This window comes from Georgenia yuyongxinii (genome assembly GCF_006352065.1).
In the GTDB taxonomy this organism is placed as follows: Bacteria; Actinomycetota; Actinomycetes; order Actinomycetales; family Actinomycetaceae; genus Georgenia; species Georgenia yuyongxinii.
Genome location: NZ_CP040915.1, coordinates 1,436,406 through 1,451,755 on the forward strand (window position 1 = coordinate 1,436,406; position 15,350 = coordinate 1,451,755).

Here is a 15,350-nt window from a genome sequence, read left to right on the forward strand (position 1 = left end):
ATGCGGCGCAGCGGGTCGGCACGGGGCCGGCCCACCCTACGTCCCGGAAGGACACAGGAAGATGGCACAGGGAACTGTGAAGTGGTTCAACGCTGAGAAGGGCTACGGCTTCATCGAGCAGGACGGTGGCAACGCCCCCGACGTGTTCGTCCACTACTCCGCGATCCAGTCCGACGGTTACCGCTCGCTCGAGGATGCTCAGCGGGTCGAGTTCGAGATCACCCAGGGACCCAAGGGCCCGCAGGCGGAGAACGTCCGCGCGCTGTAGACCCCCATCTCGGGAGAGCCCGCACCACGGCCGGTGCGGGCTCTCACGCGTCCGGCCCCGACCAGGGAGCGCCCGGGTCCTCGGCGGGCGGGTCGAGCTCGGTCGCGGCCGTGCCCTGGAGCTTGACCAGATCCTCGCCGTGCACCAGCCGGACCGGCAACGGCAGCCGTCGGAGCTCGCGCTCGATCGGGGCCGCCGGGAAGGGCGCGTCCGACGCCGCCAGCACGAGGTTGCCGTAGCGGCGTCCGCGCAGGATCGCGGGGTCGGCCACCAGCAGCACGTGGGCGAAGACGTCCCGCAGCGCCGCGACCTCGGCCCGCGCCTTCCGCAGCGGCGGATGGTCGGTGAGGTTGACCAGGTAAAGGCCGCCCGGCGTCAGGACGCGATGGACCTGGCGGGCAGCCTCGACCGTGCGCACGTGCCGGGGGACCGCGCCGCCGTCGAAGACGTCCCGGACCACCACCTCCCACGCGCCGTCGGCCAGGCCCTCGGTGACCGCCCGGGCGTCGCCGGTCCGGATGCGCAGCCGGGGCGCCCTGGGCAGGTCGAACCACTCCCGAACGAGCCGCGCCAGCTCCTCGTCGATCTCCACCGCCAGCTGCCGGGAGTCGGGACGGCGGGCCTCCAGGGCGCGCGGCAGCGCGCACCCCGCCGCCCCGAGGTGCACCGCGCGCACCGGGCCTTCCGGCCGCGAGGCGTCGAGCACCACCAGCATCTGCTGCATGTACTCGAACTCGAGGTGCGCCGGGTCGGCCAGGTCGAGGTGGGAGCTCTCCGTGCCGTCCAGGAGCAGGGTCACCCGGTGCGGGGCGCCGGGCTCGCGTCGCAGACTGGCGGTGCCGAGCGAGGTCGGCACCGGCTCGGTGGGGAGGTCGGGCACGCGGAGCGGCCTCGACCGGCGGCGGCGTTCGGTCATCGCAGCCACGTTAGCCTGGCGGCAGGAACAGGACGGGGGGAGAACATGAGCCGAGCCCCGCGCAGCGAGGCCGCGCGCCGGTCGTGGGGGGACGACGACGCCGGCTGCACCATCCTGCACGTGGACATGGACGCGTTCTTCGCCTCCGTCGAGCTGCTCGACCACCCCGAGCTGCGTGGCAAGCCGGTGATCGTCGGGGGTCAGCACCGCGGCGTGGTCAGCGCCGCGAGCTACGAGGCACGCGCGTTCGGGGTCCACTCCGCGATGCCCGTGACCCGGGCCCGCATGCTCTGCCCGCAGGGCGTCTTCCTGCCCGGTCGGCACCAGCGTTACGCCGAGGTCTCCCGCCAGGTCATGACGGTCCTGGGCGACGTGACCCCGGTGATGGAGCCGGTCAGCATCGACGAGGCGTTCCTCGACGTGGCTGGTGCCGTGCGCCGGATGGGGTCCCCGGTGGCCATCGCCCGGTGGATCCGCGCGGAGGTGCGGGCCCGCACCGGCGTGACGGCGTCGGTGGGCGCGGCCGGTACCAAGCACGTGGCCAAGCTCGCCTCGACCCATGCCAAGCCGGACGGCCTGATGCTCGTCCCGGTCGCCGCGACCCTGCCCTTCCTGCACTCGCTGCCGGTCGGTGCCCTGTGGGGCGTGGGGGAGAAGACCCGGGCGGTGCTGGAGCGGCGCGGGCTCGAGACGGTCGCCGACATCGCCGCCACCCCCCTCGCCGCCCTGCACCGCATGCTCGGGGTCGCCGCCGGGCAGAAGCTCCACGAGCTCGCCTGGGGGATCGACGACCGCCGGGTGGTACCCGGCCGGGTGGAGAAGTCGGTCGGCACGGAGACGACGTTCCCCGAGGACATCACGGACCGTACGATCCTCGAGACGGTCCTCCTCGACCAGGCCCACCAGTGCGCGGCGCGCCTGCGCGCCGACGCGGTGCTCGCCGCCACCGTGTCGATCAAGGTGCGAATGGCGGACTTCACCACCCTGACCCGCTCGCGCACCCTGCCCGCACCCACCGACCTGGCGCACGACCTGGTCACCGCCGTCCGGGACCTGCTCGGCGCCGTCAGCATCCCGCCCGACGGCGTCCGGCTGCTGGGCGTGCGGGCCGAGCGTCTGGTGGACGCCCGCAGCACCGGGGTCCAGGGCGCGCTCGACGAGGACCCCCAGCGTGCCCGCGCCGAGCGGGCGATGGACGGCGTGCGGGCGCGTTTCGGGCCGGGCGTGCTGCGGCCCGCCTCTTTGATGGACACCACACGGGGTTCGGCTTTCCCGGGCGCGCGCGGGGACATATCCTGATCCGTACACCGTCGACATCCGGGGACGACGGGTCGCGGGAATTATGGAGGTCCCATGCCTCTCTCCGAGTACGAGCAGCGCATGCTCCAACAGATGGAGCAGCAGCTGCGTTCTGACGACCCGCGGCTCGCCAACACGCTGGCTGACAAGCCGCGGCCGGACGTGCGCCGCCTGAGCCTGGGGGTGCTGCTCTTCCTTCTCGGCCTCGGTGGGCTGATCGGCGGCGTGGCGACCAGCTACGTCTGGCTCGGGGTGCTCGGCTTCCTGGCGATGCTCGGTGGCGTCATGCTCGCCATCAGCGGGCCGCGCGCGGCCGGCGGCGTCCGAGGACGCGGAGCCAAGCGGGCGGGCGGTCCGGGGGCCGGCACCTCCACCACCACCCCGTCCTCCGGGGGCTTCATGCAGCGCCAGGAGGACAAGTGGAACCGGCGCAACGAGGAACGCGGTCGGTAACCAGGTCGGCACCACCACAGCACACCTTTCAGCCCGCGGCTCCTGCCGCGGGCTGAGGCGTTTCCGGCGCCCCCACGAACCCGCTCGATCGTCACGCGCGCGACGGTGGCCGTGCTGGTGGTGATGCGAGCGGTCGCGCGGTCTTAGCTGCTCGCACCATTTCCCTCCACGGGCGGGCCCCACTTCCCTCCACCCGCTCGCCCGGCCCGCAGGGCCGCGCGGTCGACTTCACGCGTCCGGGCCGCGGAAGTGGCGGAGTTCCGCGGAAACCGGCGGCTCCCCGGTCGGTCCTCCACCGACGCCTGCGCCCGTTCACGGCGGCTCCACACCCATGGCCCTTGGTGGAGCCAATTTGCCCTCCACTTCCACCCACCGCATTGACCTGCGGATTTGTTCGCAGTGTCGGCGATTAATGCCGTCGTTCGCGTTGACGGGGGAGGGATGTGGAGTAATGTGGAGAGCGCTGGGGGGCACTGGATGCGTAAGGGAGGAGGTGCCGGTGTGTTCCTGGGGACTTATGAGCCTCGCCTGGACGACAAGGGCCGGCTCATCCTCCCGGCGAAGTTCCGTGACCAGCTCGCTCCCGGAGTCGTCCTCACCCGCGGGCAGGAACGCTGCCTGTACGCCTTTCCGATCAGCGAGTTCGAGAGCATGCACGAGACGCTCCGGCAGGCGCCGATCGCGAGCAAGCAGGCCCGGGACTACCTGCGCGTCTTCCTGTCCGGCGCCACCGACGAGGCACCCGACAAGCAGGGCCGCATCACCATCCCCGCGAACCTGCGCACCTATGCCGGGCTCACCCGCGACCTGGCGGTCATCGGGGCCGGTGCTCGGATCGAGATCTGGGATGCCGGGGCATGGGAGACCTACCTCGCCGAGCAGGAGGAGGCGTTCGCCGAGACCGCCGAGGAGGTGGTCCCCGGCCTCTTCTGACCTCGCACCACCGAGCCCCGGCACCACTGAGCCCCGCACGACGAGGTCTCTCACCGCGACTCTGACGCACTTCCCCGGCGCCAGAGCAGGCGGAGGGAGTCCTGGCCGGGCGGCGGTCAGCACCCACCACCGATCGTCCCCAGCGGACCAGGAGACACCATGAGCGAGGCAGACGCGGCATCCCGGCACCTGCCGGTGCTCGCCGAGCGCTGCCTGGACCTGCTCGCGCCCGCCGTCGAGCGGGCCGGCGCGGTGCTCATCGACGCCACCTTGGGGATGGGCGGCCACACCGAGGCCGCGCTGCGCCGCTTCCCGACCCTGCACGTGGTGGGGATCGACCGGGACCCCCAGGCCATCGCCCTCGCCTCCACCCGGCTCGCTTCCTTCGACCGGTTCACCGCGGTCCACACCACCTACGACCACATCGACGACGTCGCCGCCCAGTACGGCGACGGCGGCCGTGTCCAGGGCGTGCTCATGGACCTGGGTGTCTCCTCGCTGCAGCTGGACGAGGCCGACCGCGGGTTCGCCTACGCCCAGGACGCACCGCTGGACATGCGGATGGACCAGAGCACCGGCATCTCCGCCGCCGAGCTGCTCGCCGAGGCGGGCGAGGCCGAGCTGCGCAGGATCCTGCGCGTCTACGGTGAGGAGAAGTTCGCCGGCCGCATCGCCAAGGCGATCGTCGCCCGTCGCGAGACCGCCCCGCTGACCCGGACCGGCGAGCTCGTCGACATCGTGCGGGAGAACATCCCCGCGGCCGCGCGCCGCACCGGTGGCAACCCGGCCAAGCGCACCTTCCAGGCGCTGCGCATCGCAGTCAACGGCGAGCTCGAGGTCCTCGAGCGTGCGTTGCCGCGCGCCGTCGAGGCGCTGGCCGTAGGTGGACGGATCGTCGTCGAGTCCTACCACTCCCTCGAGGACCGGGCCGTGAAGACGGTGCTGGCCCGGGGCGCCACGTCCTCCGCCCCGCCCGACATGCCGGTCGAGCCGGAGACGCACCGCCCCTACCTGCGGCTGCTCACCCGCGGCGCCGAGGAGGCCGACGCCGCCGAGCAGGCCCGCAACCCCCGCGCGAAGTCCGTGCGGCTCCGCGCCGCCGAACGACTGCGCCCCACCCCCGAGCACCTGCTCGACCGCCCGACCTACCGGAGCCGAAGGAGTCCCGCCGCATGAGCGCCGCACCCGCCCGCGCCCCGAGGACGACGGCCGCCTCCGCGCCCCGCCCCACCCCGGCCTGGCGCCCGCGCCTGTCGGTGGTCCCCAGCCCCCGGCCGGCCCGCAGCCTGGTGCCCTACCTGCTGCTGTGCGCGGCCATCCTGACCGCCGCACTCCTCGGTGCGCTCCTGCTCAACACGCACATGGCCGCCGCCGCCTACGAGATCCACGACCAGCAGGTGGCCCTGAGCCGGCTGGACGAGGCCGAGGCATCGCTGCGCGCCCAGGTGGAGGAGGCGGGCGCACCGGCCACCCTGCAGCGGCGGGCCGCCGAGCTCGGCATGGTGCCGGCCGAGGGCCTGCGCTTCGTCCGCCTCGCCGACGGCGCCCTGCTGGGTGCCGGGGAGGCCGGGTGAGCACCCGGCAGACCCCTCCACCGGTGGTGGGCGACCGTCGGTTCCGCCGGCAGGTCGCCCTCGTCGCCGTTCTCACCATGCTGCTCGTCTTCGGCGGGCGGCTCGTCTACGTCCAGGCCGTCCAGGGCCCCGAGCTCGCCGACCAGGCACGCGACGACCGCACCCGCACCTCCCTCATTCGTGCCCCGCGCGGCGACATCGTCGACAGCGACGGGGAGGTCCTCGCCACCTCCGTCGAACGGTTCAACGTGGGCGTCAACCAGCTGCTGGTGCGCAACTACGTCCGCAAGGATCCCGCGACCGGCGAGGTGCTGGGCACCGGCGCCGCCGCGGCGGCCGGGATGCTCGCCCCGCTGCTCGGCCGGGACAAGGCCGAGCTCGGCGCCGAGCTGGTGGGGGAGTCCACCTTCGTCTACCTCGCCAAGGGGCTCACCCCCGAGGACTGGCGAGCGATCGACGCCCTCCGCATCCCGGGCATCGAGCCGGAGGAGACCACCGAGCGGATCTACCCCAACGGCACCACCGCGGGCAACATCGTCGGCTTCGTCGGCCGCGACGGCCACGGCCTCGCGGGGCTCGAGCAGCGCTTCAACGAGCAGCTCACCGGCACCGACGGCTCCTTGACCGTGGAGATCGGCGGCACCGGCCAGGTCATCCCCACCGGGCTGCGGGAGGAGGAGCCCGCGGTGCCCGGCGAGACCGTCCACACGAGCATCGACCGCGACCTGCAGTTCTTCGCCCAGCAACAGATCGACGAGGCCGTGGCGAAGTGGGGCGCCCAGTGGGGCGCCGTCGTCGTCGAGGAGATCGGTACCGGCCGGGTGCTCACCATCGCCGACTCCGGCACGGTCGACCCGGGGGACTACCAGAAGTGGGCGGAGGGGGACCGCGGCTCGCGGGCCGTCTCGGCGCCCTACGAGCCGGGGTCCACCGGCAAGCTGCCCACCTTCGCCGCCGCCCTGGAGGAAGGGGTGGTGGAGACCGACTCCCTCTTCACGGTGCCCGACCGGCTCACCATGCCCAACGGCCAGACCTTCAGCGACAACGACCCGCACGAGACCAAGCGGCTGACCACGGCGGGGGTCCTCGCCGACTCCTCCAACACCGGCACCGTCCAGATCGGCGACCGCATCGCCGACGACGTCCGTTACGGCTACCTCCGTGGGTTCGGCTTCGGCCAGCCCACCGGCATCGAGCTGCCCGGCGAGACCGGCGGCGTCCTGCGCGAGCCGGACAGCTGGGACTCCCGCACCCGCTACACCACCATGTTCGGGCAGGGCATGAGCGTGAGCCTGCTGCAGAACACGTCGATGGTCGCCACCATCGGCAACGGCGGGGTCCGGATGGACCCCCGTGTGGTCGACGGCCGCACCAACGGCGACGGCGACTTTCTGCCCACCGAGACCGTCGAGGGCGAACGGGTCATCAGCGAGGAGACCGCCGGCGAGGTGATCGCCATGATGGAGGGTGTCGCGGCCGACGGCGGAACGGGCGTGCTCGGGCAGGTCGAGGGGTACCGGATCGCCGCGAAGACGGGCACGGCGCAGATCGTCGACGGCTCGGGCGGGCTGAACTCCCGGCTCGGCTCCTACGTGGGGCTGGCGCCGGCCGAGGACCCTCGGCTCGCCGTCGGCGTCGTCATGTACAAGCCGGCCGGCATGTCCTACGGCGGCGTCATCGCGGCGCCGGTGTTCCGCGAGGTCATGGGCTTCGGCCTGCGCCAGCTGGGGGTGCCGCCGTCGACGACCCCGGCGCCGAACCTGTCGCGCGGCCCGGGGCAGGAGTGAGGGCGGTCACGTCGGATGGCCGCGCCGGCGCCGGCGGGAACAATGGAGCGGTGACCGCTTCGCCAGACGACGCCCCGCTGCGCCCCGCCGCACCACCGCCGCACCGCCTCGGCGATCTCGCCGCGGCCTTCCGCCTCGACCCGTCCGGGGCACCCGGGTGGCAGGACGTCCTCGTCTCCGGCGTCCGCGCCGACAACCGGCAGGTCGCCGGCGGTGAGCTGTTCGCCGCGCACACCGGGGCCCACGTCCACGGCGCCCGGTTCGCCCCGGCCGCCGTCGCCGCCGGCGCCGCCGCGGTCCTCACCGACCCCGCCGGCGCCGAGCTGCTCGCCGGCACCGACCTCGGCGTCCCCGTCCTCGTGGCGGCGGACGTCCCCGCCCTGCTCGGCCGGCTCGCCGCCGAGCTCTACGGCCTCCCCGGCCAGACCCTGGGCACCTTCGCGGTGACCGGCACGAACGGCAAGACCACCGTGGCGTTCATGGTCGACCACGCCCTGCGTGCGCTCGGCCGCACCACCGGGCTCATCGGCACCGTCGAGGTGCGGGTCGGCGACCGGGCCGTCCCCGCGACCCTGACCACCCCCCAGCCCGCCGACCTGCAGGCCCTCCTGGCCGCCATGGTCGACGCCGGGGTGGACGACCTGGTCATGGAGGTCTCCTCCCACGCGCTCGCCCTGGGCCGGGTGGAGCCGCTGGTCTACGACGTCGCCGGCTTCACCAACCTCACCCAGGACCACCTCGACTTCCACGGCGACCTGGAGAGCTACTTCCAGGCCAAGGCCGGCCTCTTCGCCCCCGCGCGGTCCCGCCGCGGCGTGGCGCTGGTCGACGACGCCTGGGGTCGCCGGCTCGTCGACCAGGCGCGCGCCGCCGGCACCCCGACCGTCGCGCTGGCCGTGACCGCCGCCGCCGACGTCCCCGCCGACTGGCGGGTGGAGGACGTGCGCGTGGACGCCACGGGCACCGCCTTCACCCTCGCCCACACCGACGGCCGCACCCTGCGCGCCACCACCGCGATGCCCGGCACCTTCAACCTCGCCAACGCCGCCCTGGCGGCGGCCATGGTGCTGGAGTCCGGCGTGGACCCGGTCGCGCTGCAGCAAGCGCTCGACGCCGCCGGCGGCCTCAGCCCCGCCGTCCCGGGCCGGATGGAGCAGCTCAGCGACGCGCCCCGCGTCCTCGTCGACTTCGCCCACAACACCGACGCCCTGGCCCAGGCCCTCGCCGCGCTGCGCCCCACCACCACCGGCCGCCTCGTGGTGCTCTTCGGCGCCGCGGGGGAGCGGGACCGCACCAAACGCCCCGAGATGGGCCGTGTGGCGGCCGAGGCCGCCGACGTCGTGGTGGTCACCGACGACGACCCCCACGACGAGCCTCCCGCCCAGATCCGCGCCGAGGTCCTCGCCGGCGCCCGCGCTGTGAGAGGCGCCACCGTCCGTGAGATTGCCCTGAGGGCGGAGGCCATCCGTACGGTGGTCCTCGAGGCCCGCGCGGAGGACACGGTGCTCGTGGCCGGTCGTGGGCACGAGACCGTCCAGGAGATCGCGGGCACCGCACACCAGCTGGACGATCGAGACGAGGTGCGCGCGGCGCTCGCGCAGCGCACCGGAGGACCCGAATGATCACCATGACCCTGGCCGAGGTCGCCGCCGCCACCGGCGGGCGCCTCGCCGGACCGGCCACCGGCGCCGTCATCGACGGCGAGGTGGTCACCGACTCCCGCGCCGCCGGCCCCGGCGACCTCTTCGCCGCCTTCGCTGGTGAGCACGTCGACGGGCACGACTACGTCGCCCGGGCGCTGGCCGCCGGCGCGACGGGGGCGCTCGTCGCACGCGCGGGCGCCGCCCCGGACGCCCAGGACCGCCTCGTCGTCGTCGACGACGTCGCCGCGGCCCTCGGCACGCTCGCCCGGCACGTCCTCGCCCAGGTCCGCGCGGCCCGCGGCCCGCACGACCAGCTGCGGGTGGTCGCGGTGACCGGGTCGGTCGGCAAGACCACGACGAAGGACCTCCTCGCCCACCTCCTGGCCCCGCTCGGGGACCGCATCGCCCCGCCCGGGTCCTTCAACAACGAGATCGGGCTGCCGCTGACCGTCCTGCGCACCCGGCCGAGCACGGCCACGCTCGTGCTGGAGATGGGCGCGGACCGGGTGGGCAACCTCGACTACCTCACCTCCGTCGCCCCGCCGGACGTGGCGGTCGTGCTCGCCGTCGGCCGCGCCCACCTGGGCGAGTTCGGCGGCATCGAGAACGTGGCGAAGGCGAAGTCCGAGCTCGTCACCGGCCTGGCCCCGCAGGGCACCGCCGTGCTCAACGCCGACGACCCCCGCGTCGCCGCCATGGCGCCGTTGGCGCCCGCCCGGGTGGTCACCTTCGGCCGCGGCCCGGACGCGTCCGTGCAGGCGCACGACGTCACCCTCGACGATGCCGGGCACGCCCGCTTCACCCTCACCGCCCCCGCGGGCAGCGTCCCGGTGACGCTGGCGCTGGTGGGGGAGCACCACGTCACCAACGCCCTCGCCGCCGCGGCCGTCGCGCTCGAGCTCGGCCTGCCGCTGGCGGACGTCGCGGCGGCGCTGGGCACCGCCGGTGCGGCGAGCCCGCACCGCATGGACGTGCGCACCCGCGCCGACGGTGTCCGCATCGTCGACGACTCCTACAACGCCAACCCCGACTCCATGCGCGCCGGGCTGCGTGCCCTGGCCGGCCTGCGCGGCACCGACCCCGCCGCCACCCGCCGGGTCGCGGTGCTCGGGGAGATGCTCGAGCTGGGCGAGGACTCCGCCGCCGAGCACGCCGACCTCGGCGCGGAGGTCGCCCGCCTGGGCGTGGACCTGCTGGTCGCCGTCGGCGCCGGGACCGCGCCGCTCGCGGCGGGCGCCCGCAGAGCCGGCGAGACCGTCCCGCGCGCCACTGAGGTCGTCGAGGTGGCCGACGTGTCCGGCGCCGCCGACCTTCTCGGCACCCGCCTGCGCGCCGGTGACGTCGTCCTGCTCAAGGGCTCGAACGGCTCGGGCATCTGGCGGCTCGCCGACGAGCTCCTCGCAGCCCCGGCCACCGCGGAGAGGAGGATGCCCTCATGATGGCCGTCCTGATCTCCGGCGCCGTCGCGCTTGTGCTCTCGCTGCTGGGCACCCCGCTGTTCATCCGGCTGCTGGTGCGCAAGAACTACGGCCAGTTCATCCGCGAGGACGGCCCGACGGCGCACTTCACCAAGCGCGGCACGCCCACCATGGGCGGGGTGGTCATCATCTCGGCCACCGTGCTGGGCTACGCGGTGGGCAACCTCGTCACGGGCCGGCCGCCGAACGCGTCGGGCATGCTGCTGCTGTTCCTCATGGTCGGCCTGGGGATCATCGGCTTCCTGGACGACTACATCAAGATCTCCCGGGAACGCTCCCTCGGCCTGAACCCCAAGGGCAAGATCATCGGGCAGGCCGCCATCGGCATCACCTTCGCGGTGCTCGCCCTGCAGTTCCCCAACGAGAACAACCGCACGCCGGCCTCGACGGAGATCTCCTTCATCCGCGACACCGGCATCGACCTGGCCTGGGCCGGTACGGCGCTGGGTCTGGTGCTGTTCGTGCTGTGGGCGAACTTCCTCATCACCGCCTGGTCCAACGCCGTCAACCTCACCGACGGCCTCGACGGCCTGGCCACCGGCACCTCGATGCTCGTCTTCGGCGCCTACACGGTCATCACCATCTGGCAGTCCAACCAGACCTGCCAGTTCCTCCTCGAACCCGGACCGGAGTGCTACGAGGTCCGCGACCCCCGCGACCTCGCGATCGTCACGGCCGCCATCGTCGGCGCCTGCTTCGGGTTCCTGTGGTGGAACACGTCCCCGGCGCAGATCTTCATGGGCGACACCGGCTCCCTGGCCCTGGGCGGGGCCCTGGCCGGGCTGTCGATCCTCACCCGCACCGAGATCCTCGGCGCGATCATCGGTGGCCTGTTCGTCATCATCGTCATGAGCGACGTCATCCAGATCGGCTTCTTCAAGGCCACCGGCAGACGCGTGTTCCGGATGGCCCCCCTGCACCACCACTTCGAGCTCAAGGGCTGGGGCGAGGTCACCATCGTCGTGCGGTTCTGGATCATCGCCGCCCTCTTCGTCATGGCCGGGGTGGGCCTCTTCTACGCCGAGTGGGTGTCCGCGTCATGAGCGCCATGAGCTCCGAACCCGTGCTCGACGGCGCCCGCGTCGCCGTCGTCGGGCTCGGCGCCTCCGGGCGGGCGGCACTCGAGGCGCTGGGCGCCACCGCGGCCGCGCGGCTTGCCGGCTACGACGCGGCGGAGGCCGCCCTCGACGCCGCACGGGACAGCGGCGAGGTGCCGCCGGTGACCAGCCTGCTCGCCGTCGCGGACCCCGACCGGCTCGCCGACGAGGTGCTGACGGGCCGGCCCGACCTCGTCGTCGTCTCGCCGGGCGTGCCCGCCGTCTCCCCGCTCTACGCGCGGGCCGCCGCCGCGGGCGTCCCCGTGTGGAGCGAGGTGGAGCTCGCCTGGCGGCTGCGTGCGCCGCGGCCCGACGGCTCACGCGCCCCGTGGCTGACCCTGACCGGCACCAACGGCAAGACCACCACGGTGGGCATGCTCACCTCGATCCTTCACGCGGCGGGGGAGCGGGCCGTCGCCGTCGGCAACGTCGGCACCCCGATCGTGCGCGTGGCCACCACGACCGGCCCCGACGCGCCGGACGTGCTCGCCGTGGAGCTGTCCAGCTTCCAGCTGCACGCCACCCACAGCGTCTCCCCGCAGGCCGCCGCCTGCCTCAACCTCGCCCCCGACCACATCGACTGGCACGGCTCCTACGAGGCCTACCGGGACGACAAGGCACGGGTCTTCGCCCGCACGCAGGTCGCCGCCGTCTACAACGAGGCCGACCCGGTCACCCGGCGCATGGTCGAGGACGCCGACGTCGTCGAGGGCGCCCGCGCCGTCGGCTTCACCCTGGGCAGCCCGGGAGTGGGACAGGTCGGCGTGGTGGAGGACCTGCTGGTCGACCGCGCCTTCATCCCCGAGCGCTGGCACAGCGCCGCCGAGCTCGCCGACCTCGCCGACCTCGCCCACCTGGCCCCCGCCGGCGGGGACGTCCCCGCGCACGTGGTGGCCAACGCGCTGGCCGCCGCCGCGCTGGCCCGCGCGCACGGGGTGGACCCGGAGCACGTGCAGCAGGGGCTGCGGGACTTCCCGGCCGGTGCCCACCGCATCGAGCGGGTCGCCGAGGTCGACGGCGTGGCGTACGTCGACGACTCCAAGGCCACCAACGCCCACGCCGCCGCGGCGTCCCTGCGGGCCGTTCGGGCCGGCACGTGCGTGTGGATCGCCGGCGGCCTGGCCAAGGGTGCCCGCTTCGACGACCTGGTGGCCGGGCAGCGCGAGCACCTGCGCGCCGTCGTCCTCATCGGCACCGACCGTGAGCCGCTGCGCTCCGCGCTGGCGCGACACGCGGCGGACGTCCCCGTGATCGAGGTGACCGCCGACGATGATCAGGTGATGCCGACGGCCGTCGCCGAGGCGGCCCGGCTCGCCCAGCCCGGCGACACGGTGCTGCTGGCCCCGGCGTGCGCGTCGATGGACCAGTTCCGCAGCTACGCCGAGCGGGGTGAGGCGTTCGCCCGCGCGGCACGAGAGCTCGAGAGGCGGTCATGACCACGCTCGACGGTGTCCGACGCCCCCGCAAGCTCACCACCGGCGTGCCACGGCCCGCGCGCGCGACCCCGCGTGCCGGCTCCCGTGGCAGCCGCAGCGCGGCCGCCGCAGACCGTGAGATCACCGCACTGAGCTACTACCTCGTGGCCGGCGGGGCCCTGCTGCTGCTCGCCATCGGCGTGGTCATGGTGCTCTCCGCGTCGACCATCGAGTCCATCCGCGACAACGACGGCAACCCCTACGCCGAGTTCGTCGGCCAGGCCAAGTTCGTGCTCATCGGGCTGCCGCTGGGCATCGCCGCCTCACGGGTGCCGGTGGAGTGGTACCGCCGCCTGGCATGGCCCGCGTTCATCGGCGCCCTGGGCCTGCAGATGCTGATCTTCTCCCCGCTCGCGCGCGGGCAGGGCGGCAACGTGAACTGGATCTACCTGCCCGGCGTGGGGCAGACCGTCCAGCCCTCGGAGTTCCTCAAGCTCGCCCTGGCCCTGTGGCTGGGCCTGGTGCTGGCCCGCAAGGGCCGCCTGCTCGCGGACTGGCGGCACGTGCTGCTGCCCGGAATCGTCGGCGCGGGCGCCGCCGTCGGCCTGGTGATGGCCGGGCACGACATGGGCACCGTGCTCGTCATCGTCGCACTCGTGGCCGGGGCGTACTTCGTGGCCGGCCTGCCGCTGCGCTGGTTCGGCGTCGCCGGCGTCCTGGGTGCCGGGGCGATGGCGTTTCTCGTGGCGCTTTCCCCCAGCCGGGTGAACCGCGTGATGAGCTTCCTCGGCGCGTCCGAGGCCGACCCGTCGGGCGTGGGCTTCCAGACCCGGCACGGCCTGTGGGGGCTGGGCACCGGCGGCGTCTCCGGCATCGGGCTGGGCGCCTCGCGGGAGAAGTGGTCCTACCTGCCCGAGGCCCAGAACGACTTCATCTTCGCCATCCTCGGCGAGGAGCTGGGCCTGCTCGGCACCCTGGTGGTGCTCGGCCTGTTCGCCGTGCTCGCGCTCGGGATGTTCCGGGTGGTCCGGCGCCACCGCGACCCCTTCGCGCAGATCACGACGGCGGCCATCGCCACCTGGATCCTCGCCCAGGCCCTGGTGAACATCGGCGTGGTCATCGGGCTGCTGCCGGTCATCGGCGTGCCGCTGCCGCTGGTCTCGGCGGGCGGCTCGGCGATGATCTCCAGCCTGATGGCGATCGGCGTGGTGCTCGCCTTCGCGCGCACCGAGCCGGGGGCGGCTCGGGCGCTGGCGTCTCGCAAGGGTGTGGTGCGCCGTTCGCTCGCGGTGGTCGGGGGGCGTCGCCGTGGCTGAGAGCACCGCGCCGCTGCGGGCGCTGCTCGCCGGTGGCGGCACCGCCGGGCACGTCAACCCCCTGCTCGCCACCGCCGCCGCGCTCACCGCCCGGCCCGGCGGGGCCGAGGTGACCGCGCTCGGCACCGCGGCGGGCCTGGAGGACACCCTCGTGCCGGCGGCCGGCTACCCCCTGCGCCACGTGCCCCGGGTGCCCCTGCCCCGCCGTCCCTCGCTCGACCTGCTGCGGCTGCCGGTCAACCTGACCCGCGCCGTCCGCGCGGCCGGCGACGCCATCCGGGACACCCGGGCCGAGGTGGTGGTCGGGTTCGGCGGCTACGTGGCCACGCCCGCCTACCTGGCCGCGCGCCGCCTCGGGGTACCCGTGGTGATCCACGAGCAGAACGCGCGCCCGGGGCTGGCCAACCGGCTCGGGGCCCGCTGGGCCACCGCCGTCGCCCTGACCTTCGCCTCGACGCCGCTGCGCGCCGGCCGCGGCCGTACCGAGGTGACCGGACTGCCGCTGCGCACCCCCGTTGCCGCGCTCGTGGCCGACCGGGCCACACTGGCCGGCGCCGCGGCACGCCGGGCCGCGGCGGCGGCCGAGCTGGGCCTGGACCCGGACCGGCCCACCCTGCTCGTCACCGGCGGCTCCCTCGGCGCCCAGCGCCTCAACGAGGCGGTCCCCGCGGCAGCCGCGGCGGTGCTCCGCGCCGGCGCGCAGGTGCTGCACCTGACGGGTCGTGGCAAGGACGGGCCCGTGCGTGCCGCCCTGGCCTCCGCCGACCCCGCGCAGTACCACGTGCGTGAGTACCTTCCCGAGATGGAGCTCGCCTATGCGTGCGCGGACCTGGTGGTCTGCCGCTCGGGTGCCGGCACCGTCGCCGAGCTCGCCGCCCTCGGGCTGCCCGCCGTCTATGTCCCCCTCCCGGTGGGCAACGGCGAGCAGCGGCTCAACGCCGCCGACGTCGTCGCCGCCGGCGGGGGAGTCCTCGTCGCCGACGCCGACCTGGACGCCGCCTGGGTCTCCGGCCACGTCCCCGCCCTGCTCGCCGACCGCGAGGCGCTGGCCCGCATGGGTGCCGCCGCGGCCGGCGCCGGCCCGGGCGACGGCGCCGACCGCCTGGCCGCGATCGTCGCCGAGGCCGCCGGGCGCCCCGCCGCGCCGGAGGGGGAGGACCGTGGCTGACCG

14 protein-coding genes are annotated in these 15,350 nt (G+C 74.4%); 13 read left to right on the plus strand and 1 reads right to left on the minus strand.

Features of this window, described 5'->3' with window-relative positions; genetic code table 11:
* Positions 1 to 61 precede the first annotated feature (61 nt).
* Positions 62 to 268, plus strand: a complete 207-nt coding sequence (locus tag FE374_RS06525; RefSeq protein ID WP_043498042.1) for a cold-shock protein — start codon at positions 62 to 64, stop codon at positions 266 to 268.
* Between the two features lie 43 nt (positions 269 to 311).
* Here the strand turns inward: FE374_RS06525 and FE374_RS06530 are convergent, their stop codons facing one another.
* Positions 312 to 1,184: a spermidine synthase gene (locus tag FE374_RS06530; protein WP_168205611.1), complete on the minus strand. Its 873-nt coding sequence runs from the start codon at positions 1,182 to 1,184 to the stop codon at positions 312 to 314.
* 45 nt (positions 1,185 to 1,229) lie between these two features.
* Between FE374_RS06530 and dinB the strand changes: the two genes are divergently transcribed.
* The 12 genes from dinB (at position 1,230) to murG (ending at position 15,347) form a co-directional block, all read left to right on the plus strand.
* The gene (gene dinB, locus FE374_RS06535) at positions 1,230 to 2,483 is read left to right on the plus strand and encodes a DNA polymerase IV (protein ID WP_139927767.1); all 1,254 of its coding nucleotides are present in this window, start codon (positions 1,230 to 1,232) and stop codon (positions 2,481 to 2,483) included.
* A 54-nt stretch (positions 2,484 to 2,537) separates the two neighbouring features.
* A complete protein-coding gene (locus tag FE374_RS06540) occupies positions 2,538 to 2,936 on the plus strand; it encodes a DUF3040 domain-containing protein (RefSeq protein ID WP_139927768.1) in 399 nt (132 codons plus the stop codon).
* Between the two features lie 501 nt (positions 2,937 to 3,437).
* Positions 3,438 to 3,869 carry a division/cell wall cluster transcriptional repressor MraZ gene (mraZ, locus tag FE374_RS06545; protein ID WP_139931430.1) on the plus strand — a complete coding sequence of 144 codons (432 nt, stop codon included), beginning with the start codon at positions 3,438 to 3,440 and terminating at the stop codon, positions 3,867 to 3,869.
* Positions 3,870 to 4,028: 159 nt separating this feature from the next.
* On the plus strand, positions 4,029 to 5,045 hold the full coding sequence (rsmH, locus tag FE374_RS06550) for a 16S rRNA (cytosine(1402)-N(4))-methyltransferase RsmH (protein ID WP_139927769.1): 1,017 nt from the start codon (positions 4,029 to 4,031) through the stop codon (positions 5,043 to 5,045).
* On the plus strand, positions 5,042 to 5,443 hold the full coding sequence (locus FE374_RS06555) for a hypothetical protein (protein ID WP_139927770.1): 402 nt from the start codon (positions 5,042 to 5,044) through the stop codon (positions 5,441 to 5,443). The genes rsmH and FE374_RS06555 overlap by 4 nt, the downstream gene beginning before the upstream one ends.
* Positions 5,440 to 7,230, plus strand: coding sequence for a peptidoglycan D,D-transpeptidase FtsI family protein (locus FE374_RS06560; protein WP_139927771.1), 1,791 nt, complete (start codon positions 5,440 to 5,442; stop codon positions 7,228 to 7,230). The genes FE374_RS06555 and FE374_RS06560 overlap by 4 nt, the downstream gene beginning before the upstream one ends.
* A 50-nt stretch (positions 7,231 to 7,280) precedes the next feature.
* On the plus strand, positions 7,281 to 8,852 hold the full coding sequence (locus FE374_RS06565; protein WP_139927772.1) for a UDP-N-acetylmuramoyl-L-alanyl-D-glutamate--2,6-diaminopimelate ligase: 1,572 nt from the start codon (positions 7,281 to 7,283) through the stop codon (positions 8,850 to 8,852).
* Entirely contained in the window at positions 8,849 to 10,312 is a 1,464-nt protein-coding gene (locus FE374_RS06570; RefSeq protein WP_139927773.1) for a UDP-N-acetylmuramoyl-tripeptide--D-alanyl-D-alanine ligase, read from the plus strand. Before FE374_RS06565 ends, FE374_RS06570 begins: the two co-directional genes overlap by 4 nt.
* Positions 10,309 to 11,394, plus strand: coding sequence for a phospho-N-acetylmuramoyl-pentapeptide-transferase (gene mraY, locus FE374_RS06575; protein ID WP_139927774.1), 1,086 nt, complete (start codon positions 10,309 to 10,311; stop codon positions 11,392 to 11,394). The genes FE374_RS06570 and mraY overlap by 4 nt, the downstream gene beginning before the upstream one ends.
* Positions 11,391 to 12,884 carry a UDP-N-acetylmuramoyl-L-alanine--D-glutamate ligase gene (murD, locus tag FE374_RS06580; protein ID WP_139927775.1) on the plus strand — a complete coding sequence of 498 codons (1,494 nt, stop codon included), beginning with the start codon at positions 11,391 to 11,393 and terminating at the stop codon, positions 12,882 to 12,884. Before mraY ends, murD begins: the two co-directional genes overlap by 4 nt.
* Positions 12,881 to 14,179, plus strand: a complete 1,299-nt coding sequence (locus tag FE374_RS06585) for an FtsW/RodA/SpoVE family cell cycle protein (protein ID WP_139927776.1) — start codon at positions 12,881 to 12,883, stop codon at positions 14,177 to 14,179. The genes murD and FE374_RS06585 overlap by 4 nt, the downstream gene beginning before the upstream one ends.
* Positions 14,172 to 15,347, plus strand: a complete 1,176-nt coding sequence (gene murG, locus FE374_RS19505) for an undecaprenyldiphospho-muramoylpentapeptide beta-N-acetylglucosaminyltransferase (RefSeq protein ID WP_223173660.1) — start codon at positions 14,172 to 14,174, stop codon at positions 15,345 to 15,347. Before FE374_RS06585 ends, murG begins: the two co-directional genes overlap by 8 nt.
* The last annotated feature ends 3 nt before the right edge of the window (positions 15,348 to 15,350 follow it).

What these genes read in the sequence shown, in the direction of transcription:
- FE374_RS06555 (WP_139927770.1), top strand. Translation starts at nt 5,042, where the DNA reads ATGAGCGCCGCACCCGCCCGCGCCCCGAGGACGACGGCCGCCTCCGCG.
- FE374_RS06540 (WP_139927768.1), top strand. Translation starts at nt 2,538, where the DNA reads ATGCCTCTCTCCGAGTACGAGCAGCGCATGCTCCAACAGATGGAGCAG.
- dinB (WP_139927767.1), top strand. Translation starts at nt 1,230, where the DNA reads ATGAGCCGAGCCCCGCGCAGCGAGGCCGCGCGCCGGTCGTGGGGGGAC.
- rsmH (WP_139927769.1), top strand. Translation starts at nt 4,029, where the DNA reads ATGAGCGAGGCAGACGCGGCATCCCGGCACCTGCCGGTGCTCGCCGAG.
- murD (WP_139927775.1), top strand. Translation starts at nt 11,391, where the DNA reads ATGAGCGCCATGAGCTCCGAACCCGTGCTCGACGGCGCCCGCGTCGCC.
- FE374_RS06585 (WP_139927776.1), top strand. Translation starts at nt 12,881, where the DNA reads ATGACCACGCTCGACGGTGTCCGACGCCCCCGCAAGCTCACCACCGGC.
- FE374_RS06530 (WP_168205611.1), bottom strand. Translation starts at nt 1,184, where the DNA reads ATGACCGAACGCCGCCGCCGGTCGAGGCCGCTCCGCGTGCCCGACCTC.
- FE374_RS06570 (WP_139927773.1), top strand. Translation starts at nt 8,849, where the DNA reads ATGATCACCATGACCCTGGCCGAGGTCGCCGCCGCCACCGGCGGGCGC.
- mraY (WP_139927774.1), top strand. Translation starts at nt 10,309, where the DNA reads ATGATGGCCGTCCTGATCTCCGGCGCCGTCGCGCTTGTGCTCTCGCTG.
- FE374_RS06525 (WP_043498042.1), top strand. Translation starts at nt 62, where the DNA reads ATGGCACAGGGAACTGTGAAGTGGTTCAACGCTGAGAAGGGCTACGGC.